Source organism: Pseudomonas putida, from assembly GCF_002741075.1.
In the GTDB taxonomy this organism is placed as follows: domain Bacteria; phylum Pseudomonadota; class Gammaproteobacteria; order Pseudomonadales; family Pseudomonadaceae; genus Aquipseudomonas; species Aquipseudomonas putida_T.
Map to the genome: position 1 here is coordinate 3,878,817 of NZ_CP016634.1, position 22,203 is coordinate 3,901,019.

A 22,203-nucleotide genomic window follows, 5' to 3' on the forward strand; every position below is an offset into this window, starting at 1 on the left:
TACCCAACATGATTCGCACCTCCCTGCGCTTCACCACCCTGTGCGCCGGCCTGCTGCTGTCGGCCAGCGCACTGGCCCTGTCGCTCGGCGACCTGAGTCAGAAAGACGCCACCGGCGGCCTGAAGGACGCCCTGACCCAAGGCGCCCAGATCGCCGTCAAGCAACTGAGCACCCCTGGCGGCTTCAGCAACAACCCGGATGTGCGCATCGAGTTGCCAGGTAACCTCGGCAAGGCCGCCAAGGCCATGAAGATGTTCGGCAAGGGCGAGCAGGTCGAAGCCCTGGAAAACAGCATGAACAAAGCAGCCGAAGCGGCAGTGCCGCAGGCCCAGGCGATCCTGGTCGACGCGGTCAAGAAGATGACCGTGACCGACGCCAAGGATATCTTGAGCGGCGGCCAGGACTCGGCCACCCAGTACCTGAACAAGAGCAGCCGTGAAGAGATCCGCGCCAAGTTCCTGCCGATCGTCAAGCAAGCCACCGACAAGGTTGGCCTGGCGCAGCAGTACAACAACTTCGCTGGCCAGGCCGTGGCCCTGGGCGTGGTGGACGCCAAGAGCGCGAGCATCGAGAACTACGTGACCGAGAAAGCGCTCGATGGCCTGTTCGAGATGATCGGCAAACAGGAGCAGAGCATTCGCCAGAACCCGGCACAGGCCGCGACCAGCCTGGCCAAGAAGGTCTTCGGCGCCCTCTGACCGCGCACTGCAATGTGAGGGCTTAGGGCTGCTCATAGGGATTGCGCCGCGCTAAAGACTTACGCAATCCCTGTGGGCGGGTTACCCGCGAATGGAGGGCAAAGCCCTCCCCCTCGATCTTCAGCCCTTCCTGACCCTGAACCACGCCGCATAGAGCGCCGGCAGGAACAACAGCGTCAGCGCGGTCGCCACGATCAACCCGCCCATGATCGCCACCGCCATCGGCCCGTAGAACACGCTGCGCGACAGCGGGATCATCGCCAGCACCGCCGCCAGGGCCGTGAGCACGATCGGTCGGAAGCGCCGCACTGTGGCTTCGATGATCGCCTGCCAGCGATCCAGCCCCGCCGCGATGTCCTGTTCGATCTGGTCCACGAGGATCACCGAGTTGCGCATGATCATTCCCGCCAGGGCGATGGTGCCGAGCATGGCAACGAAGCCAAAGGGCTGGCGGAACACCAACAGGAACAGGGTCACGCCGATCAGCCCCAAGGGCGCGGTGAGGAACACCATCACCGTGCGCGAGAAACTGCGCAACTGCACCATCAGCAACGTCAGCACCACCACGATGAACAGCGGCATACCCGCGTTCACCGAACGCTGGCCGCGCTCGGAATCCTCCACCGCGCCACCGACTTCCAGCAGGTAACCCTCTGGCAGGGCATCGCGCACCGGTTGCAAGGTCGGCAGGATCTGCTTCACCAGCGTCGCGGGCTGCTCCTTGTCGTAGATGTCGGCGCGCACGGTCACTGTGGGCAGACGGTTGCGGTGCCAGATCACCCCTTCTTCAAAGCCGTATTCCAAGGTCGCCACCTGGGACAGCGCCACGCTCTGGCCATTGTCGGTGGGCAACGCCAGACTGCCGAGGTTGCCCAGCTCGCGGCGTTCCTGGTCGGTGCCGCGCAGCAGGATCTCGATCAGTTCGTTGTCTTCTCGGTACTGGCTGACCGTCGTGCCGGTCAGTGAGCTGCGCAAGAAGTTCGACAGGTGCGCGGTGCTCACCCCCAGGGCGCGGGCACGGTCCTGGTCGATCTCGAGGAACACCGCCTTGCTCGGCTCCTCCCAATCGAGGTGCACGTTCACCACATGGGGATTCTCGCGCACCTTGACCGCCACTTGCCGCGCCAAGGCTCGGACCTTCTCGATATGCTCGCCCGTCACCCGAAACTGCACCGGGTAGCCCACCGGCGGGCCGTTCTCCAGGCGGGTGACCCGCCCCCGCAGCTCAGGGAACTGTGCATCCAGTGTTGCGATCAGCCAGCTGCGCAGGGCTTCCCGCGCTTGCAGGTTCTCGGCCAGGACCACGAACTGGGCAAAGCTCGCCGCAGGCAGTTGCTGGTCCAACGGCAGATAGAATCGCGGCGAACCCGTGCCGATATAGGCCACATAGTTGGCGACGCCTTCCTGTTGCTTGAGCAGCGCCTCCAGGCGCTTGACCTGCTCGGTCGTGTTGGCCAGTGAGGCGCCTTCGGTGAGCTTGAGGTCGACCATCAGCTCAGGCCGCCCCGAAGCCGGGAAGAACTGCTGGGGCACGAAGCGGAACAGCAGGATGCTGCCGACGAAGGCCACCCCCGTCAGCACGATCACCGTCTTGCGCCGACGTACACACCACTCCACCACACGGCGCACGCGCTGGTAGAACGGTGTGCCATACGGGTCCGGGCCATGCCCGCCGTCGGCGTGACGCTTGGCCAGATCTGGCAGCAGACGATCGCCCAGGTAGGGCACGAAGACCACTGCGGCCACCCACGACGTCAGCAAGGCGATGGTCACCACCTGGAAGATCGAACGGGTGTATTCGCCGGTACTGGAGGCCGCCGTGGCGATCGGCAAAAAGCCCGCCGCCGTGATCAAGGTGCCGGTGAGCATCGGAAACGCCGTGCTCGACCAGGCATAGCTCGCGGCCTTGAGCCGGTCGAAGCCCTGCTCCATTTTTATGGCCATCATCTCCACGGCAATGATCGCGTCATCCACCAATAGCCCCAATGCCAGCACCAGTGCCCCGAGAGAGATCTTGTGCAGGCCGATGCCGAAGTAGTGCATCGTGGCGAAGGTCATGGCCAGCACCAGCGGAATGGCCAGGGCCACCACCAGCCCGGTGCGCAGGCCCAGGGAGAAGAAACTCACCAGCAGCACGATGGCCAGGGCCTCGACCAGCACCTGGACGAACTCTCCCACCCCGGCCTTCACCGCGGCAGGCTGATCCGACACCTTGCGCAGTTCCATGCCCGCCGGCAGGTTGCGTGCCAGGCGGGCGAACTCACCCTCCAGGGCCTTGCCCAGCACCAGGATGTCGCCACCGTCCTTCATCGAGACCGCCAGGCCGATGGCATCCTCGCCCATGAAGCGCATGCGAGGCGCAGGTGGGTCGTTGAAGCCGCGATGCACCTCGGCCACATCCCCGATGCGGAACGTACGATCACCCACACGGATCGGGAACTGACGAATCTGCTCGACGCTGTCGAAACGCCCGCTGACGCGCAGTTGCAGCCGCTCGCTCGGGGTCTCGAAGAAGCCTGCGGTGCTCACTGCGTTCTGCTCGCTCAGCGCCTGCTGCACCGCCTGCAACGGCACGCCTAAGGTGGCCAGCTTGAGGTTCGAAAGCTCGATCCAGATCTTTTCGTCCTGCAGGCCGATCAGCTCGACCTTGCCCACGTCCTTGACCCGCTGCAGTTGGATCTGGATTCGGTCGGCGTAGTCCTTGAGCACGGCATAGTCGAAACCTGGGCCTGTCAGTGCATAGATGTTGCCGAAGGTAGTACCGAATTCATCGTTGAAGAACGGCCCCTGAACCTCGGGTGGCAAGGTATGGCGAATGTCCGCGACCTTCTTGCGGATCTGGTACCACAGCTCGGGAATGGCATCGGAGCGCATGGAGTCCCGGGCCATGAACGTCACTTGGGACTCACCTGGGCGCGAGAACGACACGATCCGCTCGTACTCGCCGGTTTCCATCAGTTTCTTCTCGATGCGCTCGGTGACCTGCCGGGACACCTCCTCGGCGGTGGCTCCCGGCCAGATCGTACGGATGACCATGGCCTTGAACGTGAAGGGTGGATCCTCGCTTTGTCCCAGTTTTGTGTAAGACATCACGCCAATAGCGGCCAGGAGGATCATCAGGAACAGCACGATCTGCCGGTTGCGCAAGGCCCAGGCGGAAAGGTTGAAACCCATCGGGACTTACTCCTTGGTCACCAGGTTCACATCACGGTTGGAACGGTCCACGGGCCGGACTTGCTGGCCCTCACGCAACACATGCCCCCCTGCGGCCACCACCCAGTCATCCGCCTCCAGGCCTTCGAGCACCGGCACGCTGTCATCGCCATAGGGGCCCAGGCGCACCACCGCACGCTCGAGGCGGTTGTCCTTGCCGATGCGCCAGACGTAGGCCTGGCCCTGTTCGGCCGTGACCGCCGAAAGCGGTACCGACAGCGGCGCGCGTTCGGCGTGGGCAATGAACACGCGGGCGCTCTGCCCCAGCTCGGCTGGCGTGCTGGAGGTGGTGAAGGCAATCCGTGCGGCGTAGGTGCGCGAGCGCGGGTCGGCCGCCGGAGACAGCTCACGGATGCGCCCCGGATAGCGCGCGTTCGGATGCGACCACAGTTCCACGCTCACCGCTTGCCCCACGCCGAAGCGGGCGAACTGCTGCTCCGGCAGACCGATGAGCACTTCCCGCTCGCCATCGGCGGCCAAAGTGAACACCGTCTGACCAGGCGAGACCACCTGGCCCACTTCAACCTGGCGCTTGGCGATCACCCCCGCCTGGGGTGCACGCAGCACGGCGTACTCGGCCTGGTTGCCGGCGACGTCGAATTCCGCCTTGGCCTGCTTGAGGCGCGCCTGACCTGCCCGGTAGAGGTTCTCGGCGTTGTCATACTGAGAGCGGCTGACCATCTGGCGCTCCAGCAACTTCTGGTAGCGATCGCGCTCGGCCCGTACCAGGGCCAGGTTGGCTTCGGCGGCTGCGAGCTGGGCGCGGTTGGCCTCCAGTTGCAGGCGGACGTCCTGTGGATCGAGCTCGGCCAGCGGCTGGTCGGCCTTGACCCGCTGCCCCTCTTCCACCAGACGCTTGCTCACCTTGCCGCCAATGCGAAAGGCCAGCTCCGGTTCGAAGCGAGCCCGCACCTCGCCGGGATAACTGTCGGCCGAAGCGACTGCTGGCTGAGGCTGGATCACCAGAGCCGGACGCGGCGCCGCAGGGGCTGCGGCCTCCTGACCACAGGCGACCAGCAGTAGCGCCAGGGTAGCGGGTAAAACGATGGGCAAGGCATGACGCAACATGATGGATATCCTTTCGCGAGGCGCGTCTCGAATATTTATACTGGCGAGTATATTAAGTTAGGACCTCGGGGTCGGGAAGCGGGCAGTGCAGAGAAAACGTATCGACGACATGACGCCCGTAGCAGCCGGATGGGCCGCGACCCGTTAAGATGGGGCTCTTTTCATCACGATGCGGATTCCCATGTCCAACGACGCACCCACTGGCCCTGGCCGACCCAAGGACCTGGCCAAGCGCGAGGCCATCCTCGAAGCCGCCAAGACCCTGTTTCTGAGCCTTGGCTATGCCAACACCAGCATGGATGCGGTCGCTGCGGCGGCAGGTGTTTCAAAACTCACGGTCTACAGCCATTTCAACGACAAGCAGACGCTGTTCGGTTCGGCCGTCATGGCGACGTGTCAGACCCAACTGCCTGACCTGATCTTCGAGCTGCCCGAGGACGTGCCGCTGGAACAGGTGCTGCTGAACATCGCGCGGGGGTTCCAGGCGTTGATCAGCAGTGACGAGTCGGTGAAGTTGAGTCGGTTGATCATTGCCCTGGGGAACCAGGACCCTGGGTTCGGCGAATACTTCTGGGAGGCGGGGCCCAAGCGAGTGCTGGCGGGGATGGAAGCACTGCTGCGTGGTGTCGCGCAGCGGGGGTTGTTGGCGATCGACAATCCGTTGCGGGCGGCTGAGCATTTCTTCTGTCTGGTGAAGGGCGCGCCGGATTATCGGTTGCTGCTGGGGTGCGCGCCAGCGTTGAGGGGGGATGAGGCGGAGGCGCATGTGCGGGAGGTGGTTGGGTTGTTCATGCGGGGGTATCGGGTTTAAGGGGTTGGGCTTGGGCTTGGGCTTTCAGGTTGCGTGAATATCCGGTGTTGGTGGTGGCGCCACCGGGAAGTGTCAGATTTTTTGTGTGCGGGCCGGTAACGGCCTGCCGTTAGGCAGGCCCTGATTCTCACCAGGTTGGCCTGATGAATCGATCTCCGTACAGAATCGCAAATTGATTCATCGCGCTTTTCCAATCATGCGCCGCTGAGCCCCAGTTCGCCGTGATGTTTCGCAGCCCCAGCCAGATCAGCTTGGTGGCTGCGTCGTCGTTCGGGAAATGGCCTCGGGTCTTGATGATCTTGCGCAGCTGGGCATTGATACTCTCGATGGCGTTGGTGGTGTAGATCACTTTCCGGATGGCTGGCGGGAAGACAAAGAAGGGAATCACTCGATCCCAGGCGCGTCTCCAGGCCGCAACGACCGTTGGATACTGCTTGCCCCAGGGCCCGTTTTCAAACTCATCCAATGCCTGCTCAGCCGCTTCTGCATTGATAGCCTGGTAAATCGGCTTCAGCGCCTTGGCCAGTGCCCGGCGCTTGTCCCAGGCCGCGAAGTCGAGACTGTTGCGGATCAGGTGCACGATGCACGTCTGCAGCGTCGTCTCTGGAAATACTGCGCTGAGGGCTTCTGGCATGCCTTTGAGGCCATCGGTCACAGCAATCAGTACGTCCTCGACACCACGCGTCTTGAGATCGTTAAAGACCTTCATCCAGAACTTCGCACCTTCGGTGTTTTCGATCCAGATACCCAGAATATCGCGCGTCCCGTCGGGTAGAACGCCCAGTGCCAGGTAAATGGCCTTGTTGCGCACCAGGCCTTCTTCGCGGATCTTTACCCGCAGCGCATCGAAGAAAATGACCGGGTACATCGGCTCCAGCGGCCGCTGCTGCCACGCGCCAATCTCTTCCATGACCTCGTCTGTTACAGAGCTGATGAAATCGGGTGAAACGTCGGTTCCATACTGCTCTGACAGGAAGGCCCGGATCTCTCTGACCGTCATTCCACGGGCGTACATGGCGATGATTTTGTCATCGAATCCGGTGTAACGGCGCTCATGCTTGGGGATCAGAATGGGCGCAAAACTTCCGTCTCGATCGCGAGGGATCTCCAGCCGCAACGGGCCATCCCCGGTCAAAACCGTCTTGCCACTCTTGCCGTTACGCTGGTTGGTTTCATCCTCTGGGCGCTGCGCGCCCGGCGGATAACCTAGGTGGTGGCCAAGCTCGGCATGCAGAGCACGTTCGATCAGGGCCTTCTTGAACGCCGCAGAGGCATCCTCGATAGCTTCTGCGGTCATCAAGCCCTCGCCGAATTGCTCCAGCAGCTCTTTGGGGATTTTGGGCAGGTCACGCAGGGGTTTCTTTTTGGTTGGCATACATGCACCTCTTACTCATGTTATGCCCGAACACAAAATTTCTGACACCCGGCGTTTTTCAAGGTAGTTGTCGCGTCAACCATCCAGCTATGCAGCTTGCTTCTCGTGCTGTTGATCCCGATCAGGGTTCAACAGCACCGTCCCAATTGGCTCCCAGTTACGGGTGCGTCCTGACCATCGCTCTGGATTCCTGCATCGAGCCTGCTCATACAGCTCATGGCGCAGGGCAAGGATTTGCCTATCCTGACCACGATGACGCTCTGCCGGTGTGACGAAGCGGATCCGGCTGTGCCGGTGTTCGTGGTTGTACCAACGGATAAAATCACGCACCCAACATCTTGCAGCATCCAGGGTCTCGAAACCCTTGGCCGGCCATTGCGGACAGTACTTCAGCGTTCTAAAAAGAGCCTCCGAATACGGATTGTCATTGCTGACACGCGGCCTGCCCCTCGATGGCGTAATGCCTAACTCATACATCTTGCTCAGCAAAGTGGTCGACTTCATTGGCGCGCCGTTGTCCGAGTGCAGTACCAAGGGCTCTCTCAGGCATTGTTCGCTGATCACGCTCCTTTGCAGCAACACTGCGGCCTTGGCGCCGTCCTCATCCTCATGCACCTCCCAGCCGACGCTCTTGCGGCTGTAAATATCCTCGATCAGGTACAGGTAGTAGTACTTTCCACGCACCGAAGACGGCAGGTACGTGATATCCCACGACCACACACGATTCGGCGCATGAGCCGCATGCGTTGTTGGCTCGGCATTACGTCCAGGGCGCTGAGCGCGTCCTCGGTGCTGCCTCTGCCCGGCAGCTCGAAGCACACGATAGAACGTTGACTCCGAGCCTACGTAGATCTGCCTATCGGCCAGCCTCGGCACGATCTGGCTGGGTGGCAAGTGAGCATATTCGGCGCTGTTGCACAGGTTGAGAATTACTTTCCGTTCATGCTCGTCCAGCGCATTGGCCGGGGCTGCACGAGCGGTGGTAGTGCGAGCATCCGCCAGTATTTCCTGGGTTTCAGTCCAGCGCTGCAACGTTCTGAGCGTCAATCCAACTTCTTGGCACGCCACCGATTTTCGAGCGCCGGCATTGATCGCTTCTGTCAGCCACGCCACTAGCAGTTGCCGTTCCGGCAGAGCGGTCAATTGTCCTCGTCGTCTACTCCCCAGTAGTCGTTGAGCTTTTTTCGCAGCACCAGTAACGCGGCTGTTTCAGCCAGCGCCTTATCCTTGCGGCGCAGTTCGCGCTCAAGCTGCTTGATGCGTTTCTGATCTTGGCGGGCCTGCTCCCGATCGACCTTGGGCTGCGCTTTTTGAGAGGCCATCCCACTCAGGAAGGCTTGCCGCCAGGCAGCAATCTGCTCGGGATATAAGCCTTTGCGGCGGCAGTATTCACCCAGTTCAATCTCGGACAAGCTGGCACATTCGGCGACAGCCGCGAATTTCATTTCTGCCGACCAACTCTCGGTCGGGTGTTTGGGATCGGTCACCACCACACATCCTTCGGCACTGGCTCGTTTGCGCCAGGTATACAGCGACATTTCAGTAACGCCCTCGCGCCTGGCGACTTCGGCCATCGTCAGGTTGAGTGGAGGGCCCAGCATCTTGAGCAGTTCGGTTTTGCGCTCAGAGGAATAGTACGGCACAACGGCTCTCTTGCCGCCCCCGGGGTATGGTTTCAGGTAAGTCTGGTGAGGCGACAACTATCCTGACACCGGGGGCACCCTCCGCCACCGGGCTTTTCGCCTTTACGGCGACCTACTTTTGCTCTTCTTCCCTCCATGTCAGGATAGTTGTCGCCCGTCTCATTCGATGGAGGGCGTAGGACTGTCTCATGAAACAACGCCGTTATACCGCTGAGGAGAAAGCCTGGGCGTTGCAGCAAATGTCGGCGCCTTTCAGCCGTCCGGTCACAGAGTTGGCTAAGCAAACAGGCATTACTACTGTCACACTTCGGGCTTGGCGTAATGAAGCCAAGACCCAGGGAGTGCAAATGGCAGGAACAGGTAAACGCAATGGGCGCTGGAGCAGCGCTGACAAGTTCAGAGCTGTGCTTCAGACGGCTGCAATGAGCGAAGCAGAGATTTCAGAATACTGCCGAAGTGCAGGAATTCTGCCGTCGGATCTGGTGCTGTGGCGTACAGCTTGTGAGCAGGCGAATACTCCAACCCAGCAAGAACCCGTCAAAGATATCGCGTCGGTCAAGCGTATCGAGCAACTGGAGCGTGAGTTACGGCGTAAAGAAGCGGCTTTGGCAGAAACGGCGGCGTTGTTGGTACTGCGAAAAAAGGCCGATGCGATCTGGGGCAAGGACGAGGACGAATGACCAGTGCTGCAGATCGCACAACTGCCCTTCAGTTGATTGACGCCGCTGTAAGAGCAGGCGCTCGTCAAAGTGCTGCCTGTGAAGAGTTGGGACTCACTGAGCGCACGGTGCAACGATGGCGCCATCAACCTGAAGATGGGCGGCCTGGCGCAGCCCGCCCTGAGCCAGCCAACAAGCTCAGCGAACGTGAGCGCTTGGCCCTTTTGGATGCAGCCAATCGCCCTGATTGCGCCGACCTCACACCGCATGAAATCGTGCCGAAGTTGGCAGATGAAGGCCTCTACCTAGCCTCGGAATCGACATTTTATCGAGTGCTCAAGTCAGCGGGCCAAGCACACAGGCGTGGGCGTAGTCGAAGACCAAAGGCCAGACCACTCACGACCCATAGGGCGAGTGGGCCCAATCAGGTTTGGTGTTGGGACATCACTTGGTTACCGAGTACTATCAAAGGACGTTTTTTCTATTGGTATATGGTCAAAGATATCTACAGCCGCAAGCTGGTCATGAATGAAGTACACGAGGCAGAAAGTGCTGAACATGCCAGTATCCTGCTGGAGCGCGCCTGCCTACGTGAAGGGATTCGCCCGGATACATTAGTGCTTCATTCAGACAATGGCAGTGCGATGAAGGGCGCGACAATGCTCGCTGCGCTACGTGACCTTGGTGTTCTGCCATCTTTCAGCCGCCCGCGGGTCAGCAACGACAACGCCTATGCCGAGGCTCTATTTCGAACAGCTAAGTACTGCTCACGGTGGCCCAGCGTGCCTTTTGGATCGCTCGATGAAGCTCGTATGTGGGTAATGCGGTTTGCTGCCTGGTACAACAATGAACATCGCCATAGCGCGCTCAAATATGTCACCCCCTCGCAGCGACATCATGGTCAAGATGGCGCTTCGCTGAGGCAGCGTGAACAGTTATACGAAGCAGCGCGGCGTCAGAATCCAGGACGATGGGCCCGAGATGTCCGTAACTGGAAATTGCCTAACCATGTGTACTTGAATCGCGAGCGAGATCCAGAGCAAAAGCGCACCGGTTAAACCAGGCACGACAACTACCTTGACGCGCACCGTCTTGGGCAAAAGTAGGCAAAAACCGCTGGCTCCCACATCCGGCCCGGCGCTTCGCTCCGGGTTCCCTCGCTGCGGTGCCTTACGGGGCCTCGCGGCCTCCGGCTGGCTGGGCCAGCCTCCATCTCGCGACTTCGGCTACCGCCGAAGGGCGCTGCGCGCCTGCCCCTCCAGACACCTCCACTCGGCCTCCTGAGGTCGCGATTGGTGGTGTCTGAACCATCTCGTATCAACGGCAACGGCAAACAAGCTAATTGTTTGTCGGCAGTTCCGGCCTATTCGCGGGTAAACCCGCAGGTACAGCGCCGTTTTCAAGGACAGCGGTGAGCCTGTGGGAGCGGCGGTTCGGCGCTCCGATTTACCCGCGAATGGGCCAAAAAGGTCACCAAAAAAACTACTGAATAAAACAATGCAAGCCCAGGCGCCGCCCGTAACTTGCGCCCCATCAGCAGGCCGAGCGGAGGTGTCTGGAGGGGCAGGCGCGTAGCGCCCTTCGGCGGTAGCCGAAGTCGCGAGATGGAGGCTGGCGCAGCCAGCCGGAAGCCGCGAGGCCCCGTAAGGCACCGCAGCGAGGGAACCCGGTGCGAAGCGCCGGGCCGTATGCGGGGGGCGCAGCGGCTTTGGTTACTTTGGCCAAGACCAAAGTGACCCGCCGTAAGGGCGGAAAGGTGAATCAGCGTCGACAAATCAAACGGATAAGCCCACAAACCTCAAAACCACAACCCAGCCCCAAACCTAATCAAACCTTGAGCGCCTTCTTGGGATAAATGTCATACCGACTCGATTTCCCCTCCAGACTGTGGCTCGGCTTGGGCCCATCGATAATGGGCGCTTTGCGCGGTCGCTTGACCACCACGCGGTGTGAAGCCAACGCCAACGCTGCCTCCAGCAACGCCGGCGCATCCAGGTCATCGCCGACCAAGGGCCGGAACACCCGCATTTCCTTCTTCACCAGCGCGCTCTTGTCACGATGCGGGAACATCGGATCCAGGTAGATCACCTGCGGTGGCTCTCCTTCCCACCCCCGCATGCGCTCGATGGCATTGCCGGTCAGCAGACGCATGCGTTCGACGATCGCGCCTACTTCTTCATCCCCGCGCGCCCGCGCCAGTCCATCTTCGAGCAAGGCAGCAATCAACGGCTGGCGCTCGATCAGGGTCATCTGGCAACCCAGGCTGGCCAGCACGAACGCATCCTTGCCCAACCCTGCAGTGGCATCGAGCACCTGGGGGCGTACGCCTTGGGCGATGCCGACAGCCTTGGCGATCATCTGCCCGTTACCCCCACCATAGAGTCGTCGATGCGCCGCCTGTCCTTCGACGAAGTCGACCCGTACGGGGCCCGGCGCCTGCGGCCCCAACTGCTGGATCTGCAACCCATCTGGCCCGACCTGCACGGCGAACCCCGCCTCATCATCCACAAGCGGCATACCCAGGCGCTCGGCCCACGCCTCTGCCTGGGCCTGGAACTCAGCCGACAACGCCTCGACTCTGATACCCATGCCCTGCTCTAACTCCACCATCGGTTCCCGCACTCGAAAAAATTAATGAAATCCCGGCCACCGCCGATACACGCAGTATCCGCTATTCTGCCAGAGCACAACGCGCGCGACTGCCATGTCAGAAACCCTTCCCATCGGCTTGACCTACCTGTCGCCTGTCGGCAACTACGGTCGACAGAACACCCAGGCACTCGGGGGCGTCAGCCACCTGTGGCAGGATTTCTTCGCCCGCGCGTTGGCCGAACAGCAAGGGACAGAGTCGGACCCGGTCAGCCAGGCCATTGCCCAGCAGATCGACAAGGACAGCGGTGAGCCGCTTGGGGGCGTGCGCACCTTGGCGCAGATCCACGTCCAGCGTAGCTGCGATGTCCATGACAGCGAGATCAAACCGCCCGAGCCGCTGTTCCTGCCCAAGGCGGAGTTCGAGACAGAGCTGCTGGAAAACGCACCCGAGCCCTTCAGCACCGCCGAACTGATCGAACAACAGCGCCAGCTCGACTTGAGCAACAGCTGGTTGCGTCCAGTGGTCATGAACCAGGGCCATCCGCAGCCCGAACCTGGCCCGGCTCCCTCGCCACGGGCGTTGTTCCTGCCCATCGCAGAGTTCGAAACGGACCTCCTGGACAAGGCCCCCGAACCCTACGACGAACCCACCCTGGCCAAGCAGCAGAACGACCTGGAGTTCGACCTGCACTGGGCGCGCCCGGTGGTGCTGAACAACGTGCGCACGTACGCCTGAGTTCAGCGACAGACCTGCCAGAACCCCATATCCAGATGAAAGTGGTTGTGGTGCGCCGCGTTGTAGTCCGGCCCCAGCACCGTACTGAAGCTATCGCAGGCCGCTTCATGGACCTCCCGTAGAAACGCCGCTTTCTGCCCACTGCCCTGCCAATCCTGCGCCAACACGATGTGTCGCCCATCCTTGAGACGAAAACCCGTGATGTCCAATGCGTTGGCGCTGGCATGCTGGCTGAGCCGCCCCTGCTTGCGGTGATAGACATTGCGGCAGGCAAAGCTGCCCAAATGCTCGACCTGGGCCACGGGCTGGCCGAAAAAACGCTGCGCCGCAGGCTGCAGGCCATGGTTTTCGAATAGCGCATAGGCCACCGCCAATGGGCAGGACGCCAGGAAGCTGCTGCTCAGACGCGCCTCGCCCGCTTCGATACGCCATACGTTGCGCAGCGGGCAGTTAGCGGTGGGGGCGCTGTCTGCCTGTGGGCGATAGCGCAAGGCCGACGTCTGCAAGGCCTCCTGACACAAACCAGGGTTTTTTCTTAGACGCGCGAGCTTGTATGGCGTCAACAGGTTGGGTGGCTGGCGCACGTCCAGCACCGCCCAAGGGTTCCACGCGGCAGGTGAGCGCCAGCCCAGGTACCAGGCCAAACCCGCCATCAGCAGCAGGCAGGCACTGGAAAGGACGGCAACACGCATGGCGGCTCAGCGACGGAACAAGTCGTTGAGCGCGGCGAACGGCATGGCCTGCGCGCTGTAGTCGAACGTACCTTGATCGCGGATCTCCAGTGCCGCCCGCTGAAACGCGCCCAAGGCGGCACGCGCGAGCGAGGACCCTACGCTGATGCGTTTCACGCCCAGATCCTGCAACTGATTAACACTCAGCGGGACACCCGCCAGGCCCATCAGTACATTGACAGGCTTGGGCGCGACCGCCTGCACCACCGCGCGGATTTCATCGACATTGCGAAGGCCGGGGGCATACAGCACATCCGCCCCGGCCTCGGCATAGGCCTGAAGGCGGCGGATGGTGTCATCCAGATCCAGACGGCCATGCAACAGGTTTTCCGCGCGGGCACAGAGGGTGAAGGGAAAGGGCAATGCACGGGCTGCCTGCACCGCAGCGCGCACGCGCTCCACGGACAGGCCGAAGTCATAGATGGGGGCATCGGGGCGGCCGCTGGCGTCTTCGATCGAACCACCCACCAGCCCTGCCTCGGCCGCCCGCCGGATCGTCTCGGCGCACGCCTGCGGCAGATCTCCGAAGCCGTTCTCAAGGTCCGCGGCCACGGGCAATGGCGTGGCGTCGACGATCGACTGGGCATTGCCCAGGGTTTCCTCCAGGCTCAAGGCTCCTTCGGCATCCGGCCGCCCCAAGCTGAACGCGAAACCTGCGCTGGTGGTGGCCAGGGCCTCGAATCCCAGGCTTGCCAGCAGTCGGGCGGAACCTGCGTCCCAGGGATTGGGAATGACGAAAGCGCCCTCACGCTCATGCAAGGCCTTGAAGGCTTCGGCTCGCAGGGTTTGCACATCCATGATCACAACCTCCGGCAGCTGGTCAGGAGTCGTCAGAGTAGACCCAGTTGTTCGACCTCGGGCGCACGCGGCAATTCCCGCAAGGGAGCAAGACCCGGCAAACGCGCCATCAGACGCTCATGAAAACGCTGGGCCAGGGCTGCGGCCTGAAGGTTGTCAGCGGTATGCAAAAAGACATAAGGGCTGCGCCCTTCTTCGATCCAGTCGCCGACCTTTTCCACCCAGGGCGTAAGAAAGGTCTCGTTGGCCTCCAGCAGCGGATGCCCGATGAACCGTACCTGAGGGTGCTGGCTGAAAGCAGCCGGGCGTGGCGGAACCCGCGGTTTCTTGGACTGGGCATGCAATACGCCCGGCTCGCGCGAGGTGCAACTGAACAGCGCCCGGGGGTCCAGGCAGATGCGTTCGACCCCCCGCTCCCGCAACAGTCGATTGAGCAGGCGCTCCTCTTCTCCACGGGCGAAAAACGCCTCGTTGCGCACCTCGACCGCCACCGGCACGCCGATCTGATCGAGAAACTGACACAACTCACCGACCCGCGAAGGGCCGAACTGGGCCGATAGCTGCAACCAGTAAGGCGAAACACGCTCGCCTAACGGCGCCATCAGGCGAGTGAACGCAAGCGCGGACTCCAGGTGCTCACGCAGGTCACCCTCATGGCTCACATCACCCGGAAATTTGGCAGTGAAGCGAAAATGCACGGGCATGACCTGCGCCCAGCGCTCCACTGTGGCAGGCGCGGGACGGGCATAGAAGGTGGTGTTGCCTTCGACGGCATTGAATACCTGACTGTAAAGGCCAAGGAATTCAGCAGGACGGGCGTCAGCGGGATAAAGGTAGTCGCGCCAGGCGTTTTCGCTCCAGGACGGACAACCGAGAAAATAAGGCAGGGGCGATGGATTCATCCATCAAATGTACAGGTCCAGCCCTAGCACTTCCATCTCCCAGTCGGTGAAGCCAGCGGTGGCCAGGTAGCTGGCCAGGGCGGTTGCGGTGCGCCGATCACGGGCACGGGGGAAGATCAGATCCTGCTGGCGGGCCGGCAGACCACCGGAACGGCGGTTGGTGCGAACCTCCTGGGGGACTTCGACGTCTTCGACCAGTTCGGCATCGTCGATGTTCTCGTCGCGCACCGGTGCCTTGCGCGTGGTGCGCTTGATCGGATAGGACTGCGAAGAGAAACCGTCGATACGCATGGACAAAGTACTCAGGATCAATGATGGCAATTTAGCAGCATCAGAGATCCCTTGCTAATGCCCAATTGATAACTGGACCACAGTTCGCACAAAAGGTTGCAGCGTCGCCACCTCGGCCGACGAGAGGTTTCAGCGCGCCTTGGGTGTCGCTACATTATCGCGCAGATACACAGGTTGCGCCTGCTCAGCGGGAATCGCCCCCCCGCGTGCCCAGGCGAAACGGGCCAATTCGAGGATATCCAGGGCATTGGGCAGCAGGCTGGCGTCGCTTGCGTTCACCGGCACCGCCAGACGCTCGCCATAACCCCATCCGGTGCCGGCGCCGAACCACTCCTCGGTACTGGCATCTGGCAGTTGTACGCGCTCCGGCGGCAGCACTGCCTCACGTCCGACCAGACGCATCTCACCTTCGTGCGCCTCGTAGCAGCCCCAGTACACCTCGTCCATGCGGGCATCGATGGCGGCGGCGACATGCTGCACGCCGCGTTCGCGCAACGCGCCCTGGGCCAGTGCGGCCAGGTTGGAGACCGGCAGCACCGGGCGCTCGAGGGCAAAGGCCAGGCCCTGGACCACACCGATAGCGATCCGTACCCCGGTGAACGCCCCTGGGCCACGACCGAACGCAATGGCCTCCACGTCGCTGAGCGCAACGCCCGACTCGGCCAGCAACTGCTTGATCATCGGCAGCAGCTTTTGCGCGTGCATGCGCGGGATCACCTCGTAATGGCTGGTCACCTTGCCGTCATGCAGCAGAGCGACGGAACAGGCTTCGGTAGCGGTATCCAGGGCCAGCAGGGTGGTCATCGAACAGGGTATCCAGGCAGCGGGGAAAAGAGCGGCAGTATAAACGACAACGGCCCGCAAGCGGGCCGTCGTGACGCACGGAGGTGGATCAGCTCAGGGCTGCCAGCACCTTGGCGGTGATCGCCTCGACCGAGCCGACACCTTCGATGTGGCTGTACTTCGGCTTGCCGTTGTTGGTGGCCGAGAGCTTCTGGTAGAAGTCCACCAGCGGCTTGGTCTGGCTGTGGTACACCGACAGACGATGACGCACGGTTTCTTCCTTGTCGTCATCACGCTGGATCAGGTCTTCACCGGTGACGTCGTCCTTGCCTTCCACTTTCGGCGGGTTGTGCTGAATGTGGTAGGTGCGGCCCGAGGCCAGGTGCACACGGCGACCGGCCATGCGGCCGACGATCTCTTCGTCATCAACGGCGATCTCGATCACAGCGTCGATGTCGACACCTGCGGCGACCATGGCTTCGGCCTGGGGAATGGTGCGCGGGAAGCCGTCGAACAGGCAGCCCTTGGCGCAGTCCGGCTGGGCGATGCGCTCCTTGACCAGGCTGATGATCAGCTCGTCGGAAACCAGCTGGCCGGCGTCCATGACTTTCTTGAGTTCCAGGCCCAGCGGGGTGCCGGCCTTGACGGCGGCACGCAGCATGTCACCGGTGGAGATCTGTGGAATACCGAACTTCTCGGTGATGAACTTTGCCTGAGTACCTTTACCGGCCCCGGGAGCTCCCAGCAGAATTACGCGCATCTTGTGCTCCTCATATTTTTCTATGTAAATCAACGGATTCGGCGCAGAAGGCCAACTCCGAAAAATCGGGTGAGACCGAAAATCGGTCAAAAGGCTGCTCAAGATACACAGCGCCCGGCAACCAGACAAGCGTCCCAAAGTTGCAGGAAATCGCCACTTGGACCCGTTTCAAGGCGCGGTTGCGCTCGGCGCAACCTGCCTGCGCAACCTCGGCCAAGGGGCCTGCGCCGCCCGGCCAAGGTCAGCCACCGGACGCCTCAACCGGTGTTGCGAAGGCCCGCAGCGATACCCGCCACCGTGACCAGCAGGGCCTGCTCCAATGGGCTGTCCAGAGCGGCTTCACGACTGCGCGAGCGCGCCAGCAACTCGGCCTGCAGGCGGTGCAACGGGTCCAGGTAGGTGTTACGCAGGCTGATGAACTCCAGGGTCTCAGGGCTGTGTGCGAGTAGCACCGATTGACCGGTCAGCCCCAGCACCACCTGGCACGACTGCGACAATAGGTCGCGCAGATGCGCCCCCAGGGAAAGCAAGTGCGGTTGCACCAGACGTTCGTCGTAGGCCTTGGCGATCTCGGCATCGGCCTTGGCCAGCACCATTTCCAGCATGTCGATGCGGGTGCGGAAGAATGGCCACTGTTCACGCATCTGCCCCAACAACTCGCCCTGGCCGCGCGCCAGGGCGTTGCTCAGGGCTGTCTCCCAACCCAACCAGGCTGGCAGCATCAGGCGGGTCTGGGTCCAACCGAAAATCCACGGAATGGCGCGTAGACTCTCGATGCCGCCAGCGCGGCGCTTGGCCGGGCGGCTGCCCAGCGGCAGACGTCCGAGTTCCTGCTCCGGCGTGGACTGGCGGAAATACTCGACGAAGTCGGGGTTCTCCCGCACCACAGCGCGGTACGCCTTGACGCCGTCGGCGGCAAGCTGGTCCATCAACGCGCGCCAGGCGGGCTGCGGGGGTGGTGGCGGCAGCAAGGTCGCTTCGAGCACCGCAGCCAGGTACAGGTTGAGGTTCTGCTCGGCGATACCCGGCAGACCGAACTTGAAGCGGATCATCTCGCCCTGTTCGGTGGTACGGAACCGCCCGCCCACCGACCCGGGCGGCTGCGACAGAATCGCCGCATGGGCCGGGCCACCGCCACGGCCGACCGTGCCGCCACGGCCATGGAACAGCAGCAATTCGACCTGGTGCTCGCGGCAGATGCGCACGAGGTTTTCCTGGGCCCGGTACTGGGCCCAGGCCGCAGCGGTGGTGCCCGCATCCTTGGCCGAGTCGGAATAACCGATCATCACCTCCTGGGGCCCATGCAAACTGGCACGATAGCCGGGCAGTCCAAGCAGGCGCTCCATTACCGGCCCTGCGTTGTCCAGATCGGCGAGGGTCTCGAACAACGGCACCACGCGCATGGGCCGAGTCAGGCCGGCTTCCTTGAGCAGCAACTGCACCGCCAGCACGTCGGATGCGGCCCCGGCCATGGAGATGACATAGGACCCCAGCGAGGCCGCTGGAGCGGCGGCGATCTCGCGGCAAGTGGCGAGCACCTCGGCGGTCTGCGCATCAGGCTTGAAGTGCGCGGGCAACAATGGCCTGCGGTTTTTCAGCTCCGCCTGGAGGAACGCGATGCGCTGCTCCTCGTCCCAGTCGGCATAGCGTCCCAGGCCCAGGTAATCGGTGATTTCGGTCAGCGCATCGCGATGCCGAGCGGCATCCTGGCGCACGTCCAGGCGCACCAGGAACAAGCCGAAGGTCACGGCCCGGCGCAGGGTGTCGAGCAGCGGGCCATCGGCAATGACGCCCATGCCGCATTCATGCAGGGACTGGTAGCACAGCTCAAGCGGCTCGATCAGCTCGCGGTTGCTGACCAACACGTCGGGCCCGGGTGTCTGGGCGCTGGTGAGCGCAGCGTGGGCCCAAGCGCGGGTGGCGCGCAGGCGTTCCCGCAATTGCTTGAGCACAGCGCGATAGGGTTCGGCACTGTCGCCTATGTGCTCGCGCAGCGCACTGCTGGCCTGCTGCATCGACAGCTCGGCCGCCAGGTAGTCGATGTCGCGCAGGAACAGGTCTGCCGCCATCCAACGGGCCAGCAACAAGACCTCGCGGGTCACCGTCGCAGTGACATTGGGGTTGCCATCACGGTCACCGCCCATCCAGGAGGCGAAACGGACCGGCGCGGACTCCAGCGGCAGGCGCAGGCCGGTCGCGTCGAACAACGCGTGATCGACCTTGCGCAAGTGGTTGGGAATCGCCTGCCACAGGGAATGCTCGATCACCGCGAAGCCCCACTTGGCCTCATCCACCGGGGTTGGCCGGGTGCGACGGATTTCCTCGGTATGCCAGGCCTCGGCGATCAGGCGACGTAGGCGCTCACGCACCTGTTGGCGCTCGGCGGGTGTCAGGTCGCGGTGATCCTGCGCCGCCAGTTGTGCGGCAATGGCATCGTATTTCTGGATCAGCGTGCGGCGGGCCACCTCGGTGGGGTGGGCGGTCAGCACCAGCTGGATATCCAGCTTGGCCAACTGCCTGGCCAGGGCGTCGTTTGAATGGCCGGCCTGCTTCAGGCGGGCCAGCAACTCCGGCAACACCTGCGCTTCGAACGGTTCGGGTTGGCCAGCATCGCGGCGGCGGATCAACTGGTATTGCTCGGCGATGTTGGCCAGGTTGAGAAATTGGTTGAAGGCCCGGGCCACCGGCAGCAGGTCGTCATCGGCAAGGTCGCCCAGGGTCGAGCTCAGTTGCTCGGCAGCGCCGCGGCGGTCGGCCTTGGCACTGTGACGGATGTCCTCGATCTTCTGCAAGAACGCCTCGCCATGCTGCTGGCGAATGGTCTCGCCCAGCAGTTCCCCCAACAGATGGACATCCTCACGCAAGCGTACATCGATATCGGTCATCGGCCTTCTCTCCGGCGCGGCTCACCGCGCATCCGCTCAGGAACATTGCCCAAGAGTGCCCATGGCAAGGCCGTACTGGCAAGCCGGTTCGGCACCGAGCAACTAAAGTGAATGCAAGGCATCCGAAGTCATGCCGACTTCGGATTTCGAGCGAGGAGTTTTCCATGGACACTTTCAGGCACATGTTGGACAACTGGGAATCCAAGGCCCGCGAGCGCTGCGAACGCGTCGAGTACACCCTTACCTTGCACAAACAGGACCTGGTCAAGATCAAGGCATTCGCGCAGGCCTACGGGCTGGATGAAGCCTTCGTCACGGAGAGTTTGCTGCAATCGGCCATAAAGGAAGCGGAAAAGGCCATCCCCTATGTCAAAGGCTCGCAAGTGATCCGCGTCGAGGAAGGCGAGGAGATCTACGCCGATATCGGCAAGACACCGGCCTATGTCCAGGCCGAGCAGGCCTTGTCGAAGAACCTGACGGGTTGTTCATGACAGCCCGCAGTTGCAGGGGCGCTGAGTCTGTACGCTCATCGCCCCGCCCGCCCCGTCTTGCTGCCTGACGGTCAAAGCCCGAAACGGGCAGTTATGAAGGTCTTGAGCTTGTCTTCACGCGCACGGATGAAGTCCTTGATCGCTTCGAGATCATCCCAGTCGCACGCCAACTCATTCAATTCGTTCTGGGACATCAAAGGCGCCTGCTGGTAGTCGATTGCCTTCTCGCTTCCGTCTTTTCTCCCCTTGCTGGAGTTGGATGCAGCATGGTCGATGACCAGATTGCCGACACTGTTCAGGTAGCGCTCCCTGAAGTCGTCATCGAAACTGACGTTCTGGACCTCTCGGGCCGTGACATGCTCGATGCTGAGTTTCTCGCGGGTGTCCTTGGAGGCATAGACACGACTGGACAGCACCGGGAAGCCCTTGGCCTGGCGTAGATGATTTTCATAGGAGAACAACAGGTAGCGGACGATATTCTTGTCCAGCCAGTCGTAATAATTTTCGTAGTTCAGGGCCTCCTGGGCGCGTCCATTCACATTCCACCAGTTCTCTGAAACGAAGGTTTCGATCTTCGCGATCACATCCTCGCCGTTACGCAGGCAGGTGTATTGGTAACTCTCGCCATTGCTGCGCAGGCGCGCCAGTGCGGAACGGAAAGCAAAGGCATTGATGGCCCGGACCACACGGGGAAAGGCCTCCCGTCGCTCGCTCAGCACCCTCATCAACGTCGGATAGAACGGTGCCACCCGGCCAATCATGTAGGTCTGGGCCAAATCCTGGTCGACATGTCGACGGTCCCGGATCTGGACAAACAACTCGAAACTCTGCCTCAGGCGGGCGGGGAAGTCTCGAATCTGCGCTCGGGCGACCTCGCGCTCGGCGGGATCACTTACCAAGCGCAGGATCTTGTCCTTGATGTAGGCCTTGGGTTTTTCCGCGAACTCGCTCGGATATGGCTCGAAGGCCAGTACGTGATATCGCAGCACGTCCCGGTCATTGATGCGGTGGGATTCGATCAAGCGGTAGATCTGCGCAAAATCCTCCTGGATCGCGCCGATCACTTGTTCGGGATGGTCGTAAACGATACCGGCGTTGTACATCAGAAAGCTCTTGATCGACTCAAGGTCCGTCAGGCGTCGTCCCCGGTCGTTCAACAGCTCGAATATCTGCGTCGCCGTGCTGATTTTGTCCACCACATAGAGCAGGACGTCTGCATTCACGACGGTGCTATAGATTCGCTCAAGTTGAGCGAGTCCGCAGTCGGCCAACTGCTCTTCGAAGTAGCAGCGAGCATCGAGCAACAAGCGCTGCGAATGGGTGACCAGCGTGATGTCCTGTACCGAGCAGAGCCGCTCGCCCAGGACGGTACCGTGCAGGAATGTATTGCCTTCGTTGGCCGACTCCAGTTTGAAGATGTCGCCATCACGCACGTAGATCCGTCGTGTGCGTTCCGAGACCTGTATCGATCCAAGCTCTGCAAGCCGACGTAGCAGCACATGCATGAAGATCACAAGTGTCGTTAGTCTCTGCTGGCCATCTACGATGTCTACCCGTGCGAATTCGCGCTTACTTTCTTGCAAATGGAAAAGAAAAGACCCCAGGAAATAGGGCCTGTCGGGATGCTGGCTACGTAGATCACCCAGAAAGTCCTCCAGGTTGTCCTCACGCGTCCACGAGTACGCCCGTTGGTAGGTGGGCACATTGAAGATCCGCAGACCATCGAAGATATCCCTTACCGTCGATTTACCTGTTTGCATACCCGCT

18 protein-coding genes are annotated in these 22,203 nt (G+C 61.8%); 5 read left to right on the top strand and 13 right to left on the bottom strand.

Annotated features, from left to right (window positions below):
• Positions 1-8: 8 nt before the first annotated feature.
• A complete protein-coding gene (locus tag IEC33019_RS18210; RefSeq protein WP_070094145.1) occupies positions 9-698 on the top strand; it encodes a DUF4197 domain-containing protein in 690 nt (229 codons plus the stop codon).
• Between the two features lie 120 nt (positions 699-818).
• Here the strand turns inward: IEC33019_RS18210 and IEC33019_RS18215 are convergent, their stop codons facing one another.
• Entirely contained in the window at positions 819-3,872 is a 3,054-nt protein-coding gene (locus IEC33019_RS18215; RefSeq protein WP_070094146.1) for an efflux RND transporter permease subunit, read from the bottom strand.
• A gap of 6 nt (positions 3,873-3,878) precedes the next feature.
• Entirely contained in the window at positions 3,879-4,979 is a 1,101-nt protein-coding gene (locus IEC33019_RS18220; RefSeq protein ID WP_070094147.1) for an efflux RND transporter periplasmic adaptor subunit, read from the bottom strand.
• A 169-nt stretch (positions 4,980-5,148) separates the two neighbouring features.
• Here IEC33019_RS18220 and IEC33019_RS18225 point away from each other — a divergent pair, with 169 nt between their 5' ends.
• Complete coding sequence (locus IEC33019_RS18225; protein WP_070094148.1) at positions 5,149-5,790, top strand: TetR/AcrR family transcriptional regulator; 642 nt, start codon at positions 5,149-5,151, stop codon at positions 5,788-5,790.
• Positions 5,791-5,917: 127 nt separating this feature from the next.
• Here IEC33019_RS18225 and IEC33019_RS18230 read toward each other — a convergent pair whose 3' ends face one another.
• Together IEC33019_RS18230 and IEC33019_RS18235 are read right to left on the bottom strand one after the other, a co-directional pair.
• Positions 5,918-7,165 carry an IS256 family transposase gene (locus IEC33019_RS18230; RefSeq protein WP_099593825.1) on the bottom strand — a complete coding sequence of 416 codons (1,248 nt, stop codon included), beginning with the start codon at positions 7,163-7,165 and terminating at the stop codon, positions 5,918-5,920.
• An 87-nt stretch (positions 7,166-7,252) separates the two neighbouring features.
• Positions 7,253-8,808, bottom strand: a protein-coding gene (locus tag IEC33019_RS18235) for an IS3 family transposase (protein ID WP_099593264.1) whose coding sequence is annotated in 2 segments (ribosomal slippage) — positions 7,253-8,343 and positions 8,343-8,808 — 1,557 coding nt in all. Because the reading frame shifts where the segments join, the coding sequence is not laid out codon by codon here.
• 188 nt (positions 8,809-8,996) lie between these two features.
• Between IEC33019_RS18235 and IEC33019_RS18240 the strand changes: the two genes are divergently transcribed.
• A protein-coding gene (locus IEC33019_RS18240) for an IS3 family transposase (protein WP_372340685.1) occupies positions 8,997-10,525 on the top strand; the annotation gives its coding sequence in 2 pieces (ribosomal slippage) (positions 8,997-9,453 and positions 9,453-10,525; 1,530 coding nt in all).
• Between the two features lie 769 nt (positions 10,526-11,294).
• On the opposite strand, the gene IEC33019_RS18245 is transcribed toward IEC33019_RS18240, so the two are convergent.
• Positions 11,295-12,056, bottom strand: coding sequence for a class I SAM-dependent methyltransferase (locus IEC33019_RS18245; RefSeq protein WP_372340681.1), 762 nt, complete (start codon positions 12,054-12,056; stop codon positions 11,295-11,297).
• 115 nt (positions 12,057-12,171) lie between these two features.
• Here IEC33019_RS18245 and IEC33019_RS18250 point away from each other — a divergent pair, with 115 nt between their 5' ends.
• Positions 12,172-12,795 carry an energy transducer TonB gene (locus IEC33019_RS18250; protein WP_070094390.1) on the top strand — a complete coding sequence of 208 codons (624 nt, stop codon included), beginning with the start codon at positions 12,172-12,174 and terminating at the stop codon, positions 12,793-12,795.
• Between the two features lie 2 nt (positions 12,796-12,797).
• Here IEC33019_RS18250 and IEC33019_RS18255 read toward each other — a convergent pair whose 3' ends face one another.
• From IEC33019_RS18255 to ppc, 7 genes are all read right to left on the bottom strand, one after another.
• On the bottom strand, positions 12,798-13,487 hold the full coding sequence (locus tag IEC33019_RS18255; RefSeq protein ID WP_070094391.1) for an extensin-like domain-containing protein: 690 nt from the start codon (positions 13,485-13,487) through the stop codon (positions 12,798-12,800).
• 6 nt (positions 13,488-13,493) lie between these two features.
• A complete protein-coding gene (locus IEC33019_RS18260; RefSeq protein WP_070094392.1) occupies positions 13,494-14,324 on the bottom strand; it encodes an isocitrate lyase/PEP mutase family protein in 831 nt (276 codons plus the stop codon).
• Positions 14,325-14,356: 32 nt separating this feature from the next.
• A complete protein-coding gene (locus tag IEC33019_RS18265) occupies positions 14,357-15,226 on the bottom strand; it encodes a DUF72 domain-containing protein (protein ID WP_070094393.1) in 870 nt (289 codons plus the stop codon).
• Between the two features lie 3 nt (positions 15,227-15,229).
• On the bottom strand, positions 15,230-15,517 hold the full coding sequence (locus IEC33019_RS18270) for a hypothetical protein (RefSeq protein ID WP_070094394.1): 288 nt from the start codon (positions 15,515-15,517) through the stop codon (positions 15,230-15,232).
• Between the two features lie 129 nt (positions 15,518-15,646).
• Complete coding sequence (gene tsaB, locus IEC33019_RS18275) at positions 15,647-16,321, bottom strand: tRNA (adenosine(37)-N6)-threonylcarbamoyltransferase complex dimerization subunit type 1 TsaB (RefSeq protein ID WP_070094395.1); 675 nt, start codon at positions 16,319-16,321, stop codon at positions 15,647-15,649.
• An 88-nt stretch (positions 16,322-16,409) separates the two neighbouring features.
• Positions 16,410-17,060, bottom strand: coding sequence for an adenylate kinase (gene adk / locus IEC33019_RS18280; RefSeq protein ID WP_070094396.1), 651 nt, complete (start codon positions 17,058-17,060; stop codon positions 16,410-16,412).
• Positions 17,061-17,317: 257 nt separating this feature from the next.
• Complete coding sequence (ppc, locus tag IEC33019_RS18285; protein WP_070094397.1) at positions 17,318-19,945, bottom strand: phosphoenolpyruvate carboxylase; 2,628 nt, start codon at positions 19,943-19,945, stop codon at positions 17,318-17,320.
• 164 nt (positions 19,946-20,109) lie between these two features.
• Between ppc and IEC33019_RS18290 the strand changes: the two genes are divergently transcribed.
• On the top strand, positions 20,110-20,436 hold the full coding sequence (locus IEC33019_RS18290) for a hypothetical protein (RefSeq protein ID WP_070094398.1): 327 nt from the start codon (positions 20,110-20,112) through the stop codon (positions 20,434-20,436).
• A 71-nt stretch (positions 20,437-20,507) separates the two neighbouring features.
• On the opposite strand, the gene IEC33019_RS18295 is transcribed toward IEC33019_RS18290, so the two are convergent.
• Complete coding sequence (locus IEC33019_RS18295; RefSeq protein ID WP_170831816.1) at positions 20,508-22,196, bottom strand: DUF262 domain-containing protein; 1,689 nt, start codon at positions 22,194-22,196, stop codon at positions 20,508-20,510.
• Positions 22,197-22,203 lie beyond the last annotated feature (7 nt).

Coding starts and splice junctions, on each gene's coding strand:
- ppc (WP_070094397.1), bottom strand. CDS start 19,945: ATGACCGATATCGATGTACGCTTGCGTGAGGATGTCCATCTGTTGGGG.
- tsaB (WP_070094395.1), bottom strand. CDS start 16,321: ATGACCACCCTGCTGGCCCTGGATACCGCTACCGAAGCCTGTTCCGTC.
- IEC33019_RS18245 (WP_372340681.1), bottom strand. CDS start 12,056: ATGGGTATCAGAGTCGAGGCGTTGTCGGCTGAGTTCCAGGCCCAGGCA.
- IEC33019_RS18265 (WP_070094393.1), bottom strand. CDS start 15,226: ATGAATCCATCGCCCCTGCCTTATTTTCTCGGTTGTCCGTCCTGGAGC.
- IEC33019_RS18250 (WP_070094390.1), top strand. CDS start 12,172: ATGTCAGAAACCCTTCCCATCGGCTTGACCTACCTGTCGCCTGTCGGC.
- IEC33019_RS18255 (WP_070094391.1), bottom strand. CDS start 13,487: ATGCGTGTTGCCGTCCTTTCCAGTGCCTGCCTGCTGCTGATGGCGGGT.
- IEC33019_RS18260 (WP_070094392.1), bottom strand. CDS start 14,324: ATGGATGTGCAAACCCTGCGAGCCGAAGCCTTCAAGGCCTTGCATGAG.
- IEC33019_RS18220 (WP_070094147.1), bottom strand. CDS start 4,979: ATGTTGCGTCATGCCTTGCCCATCGTTTTACCCGCTACCCTGGCGCTA.
- IEC33019_RS18270 (WP_070094394.1), bottom strand. CDS start 15,517: ATGCGTATCGACGGTTTCTCTTCGCAGTCCTATCCGATCAAGCGCACC.
- adk (WP_070094396.1), bottom strand. CDS start 17,060: ATGCGCGTAATTCTGCTGGGAGCTCCCGGGGCCGGTAAAGGTACTCAG.
- IEC33019_RS18290 (WP_070094398.1), top strand. CDS start 20,110: ATGGACACTTTCAGGCACATGTTGGACAACTGGGAATCCAAGGCCCGC.
- IEC33019_RS18295 (WP_170831816.1), bottom strand. CDS start 22,196: ATGCAAACAGGTAAATCGACGGTAAGGGATATCTTCGATGGTCTGCGG.
- IEC33019_RS18210 (WP_070094145.1), top strand. CDS start 9: ATGATTCGCACCTCCCTGCGCTTCACCACCCTGTGCGCCGGCCTGCTG.
- IEC33019_RS18225 (WP_070094148.1), top strand. CDS start 5,149: ATGCGGATTCCCATGTCCAACGACGCACCCACTGGCCCTGGCCGACCC.
- IEC33019_RS18230 (WP_099593825.1), bottom strand. CDS start 7,165: ATGCCAACCAAAAAGAAACCCCTGCGTGACCTGCCCAAAATCCCCAAA.
- IEC33019_RS18215 (WP_070094146.1), bottom strand. CDS start 3,872: ATGGGTTTCAACCTTTCCGCCTGGGCCTTGCGCAACCGGCAGATCGTG.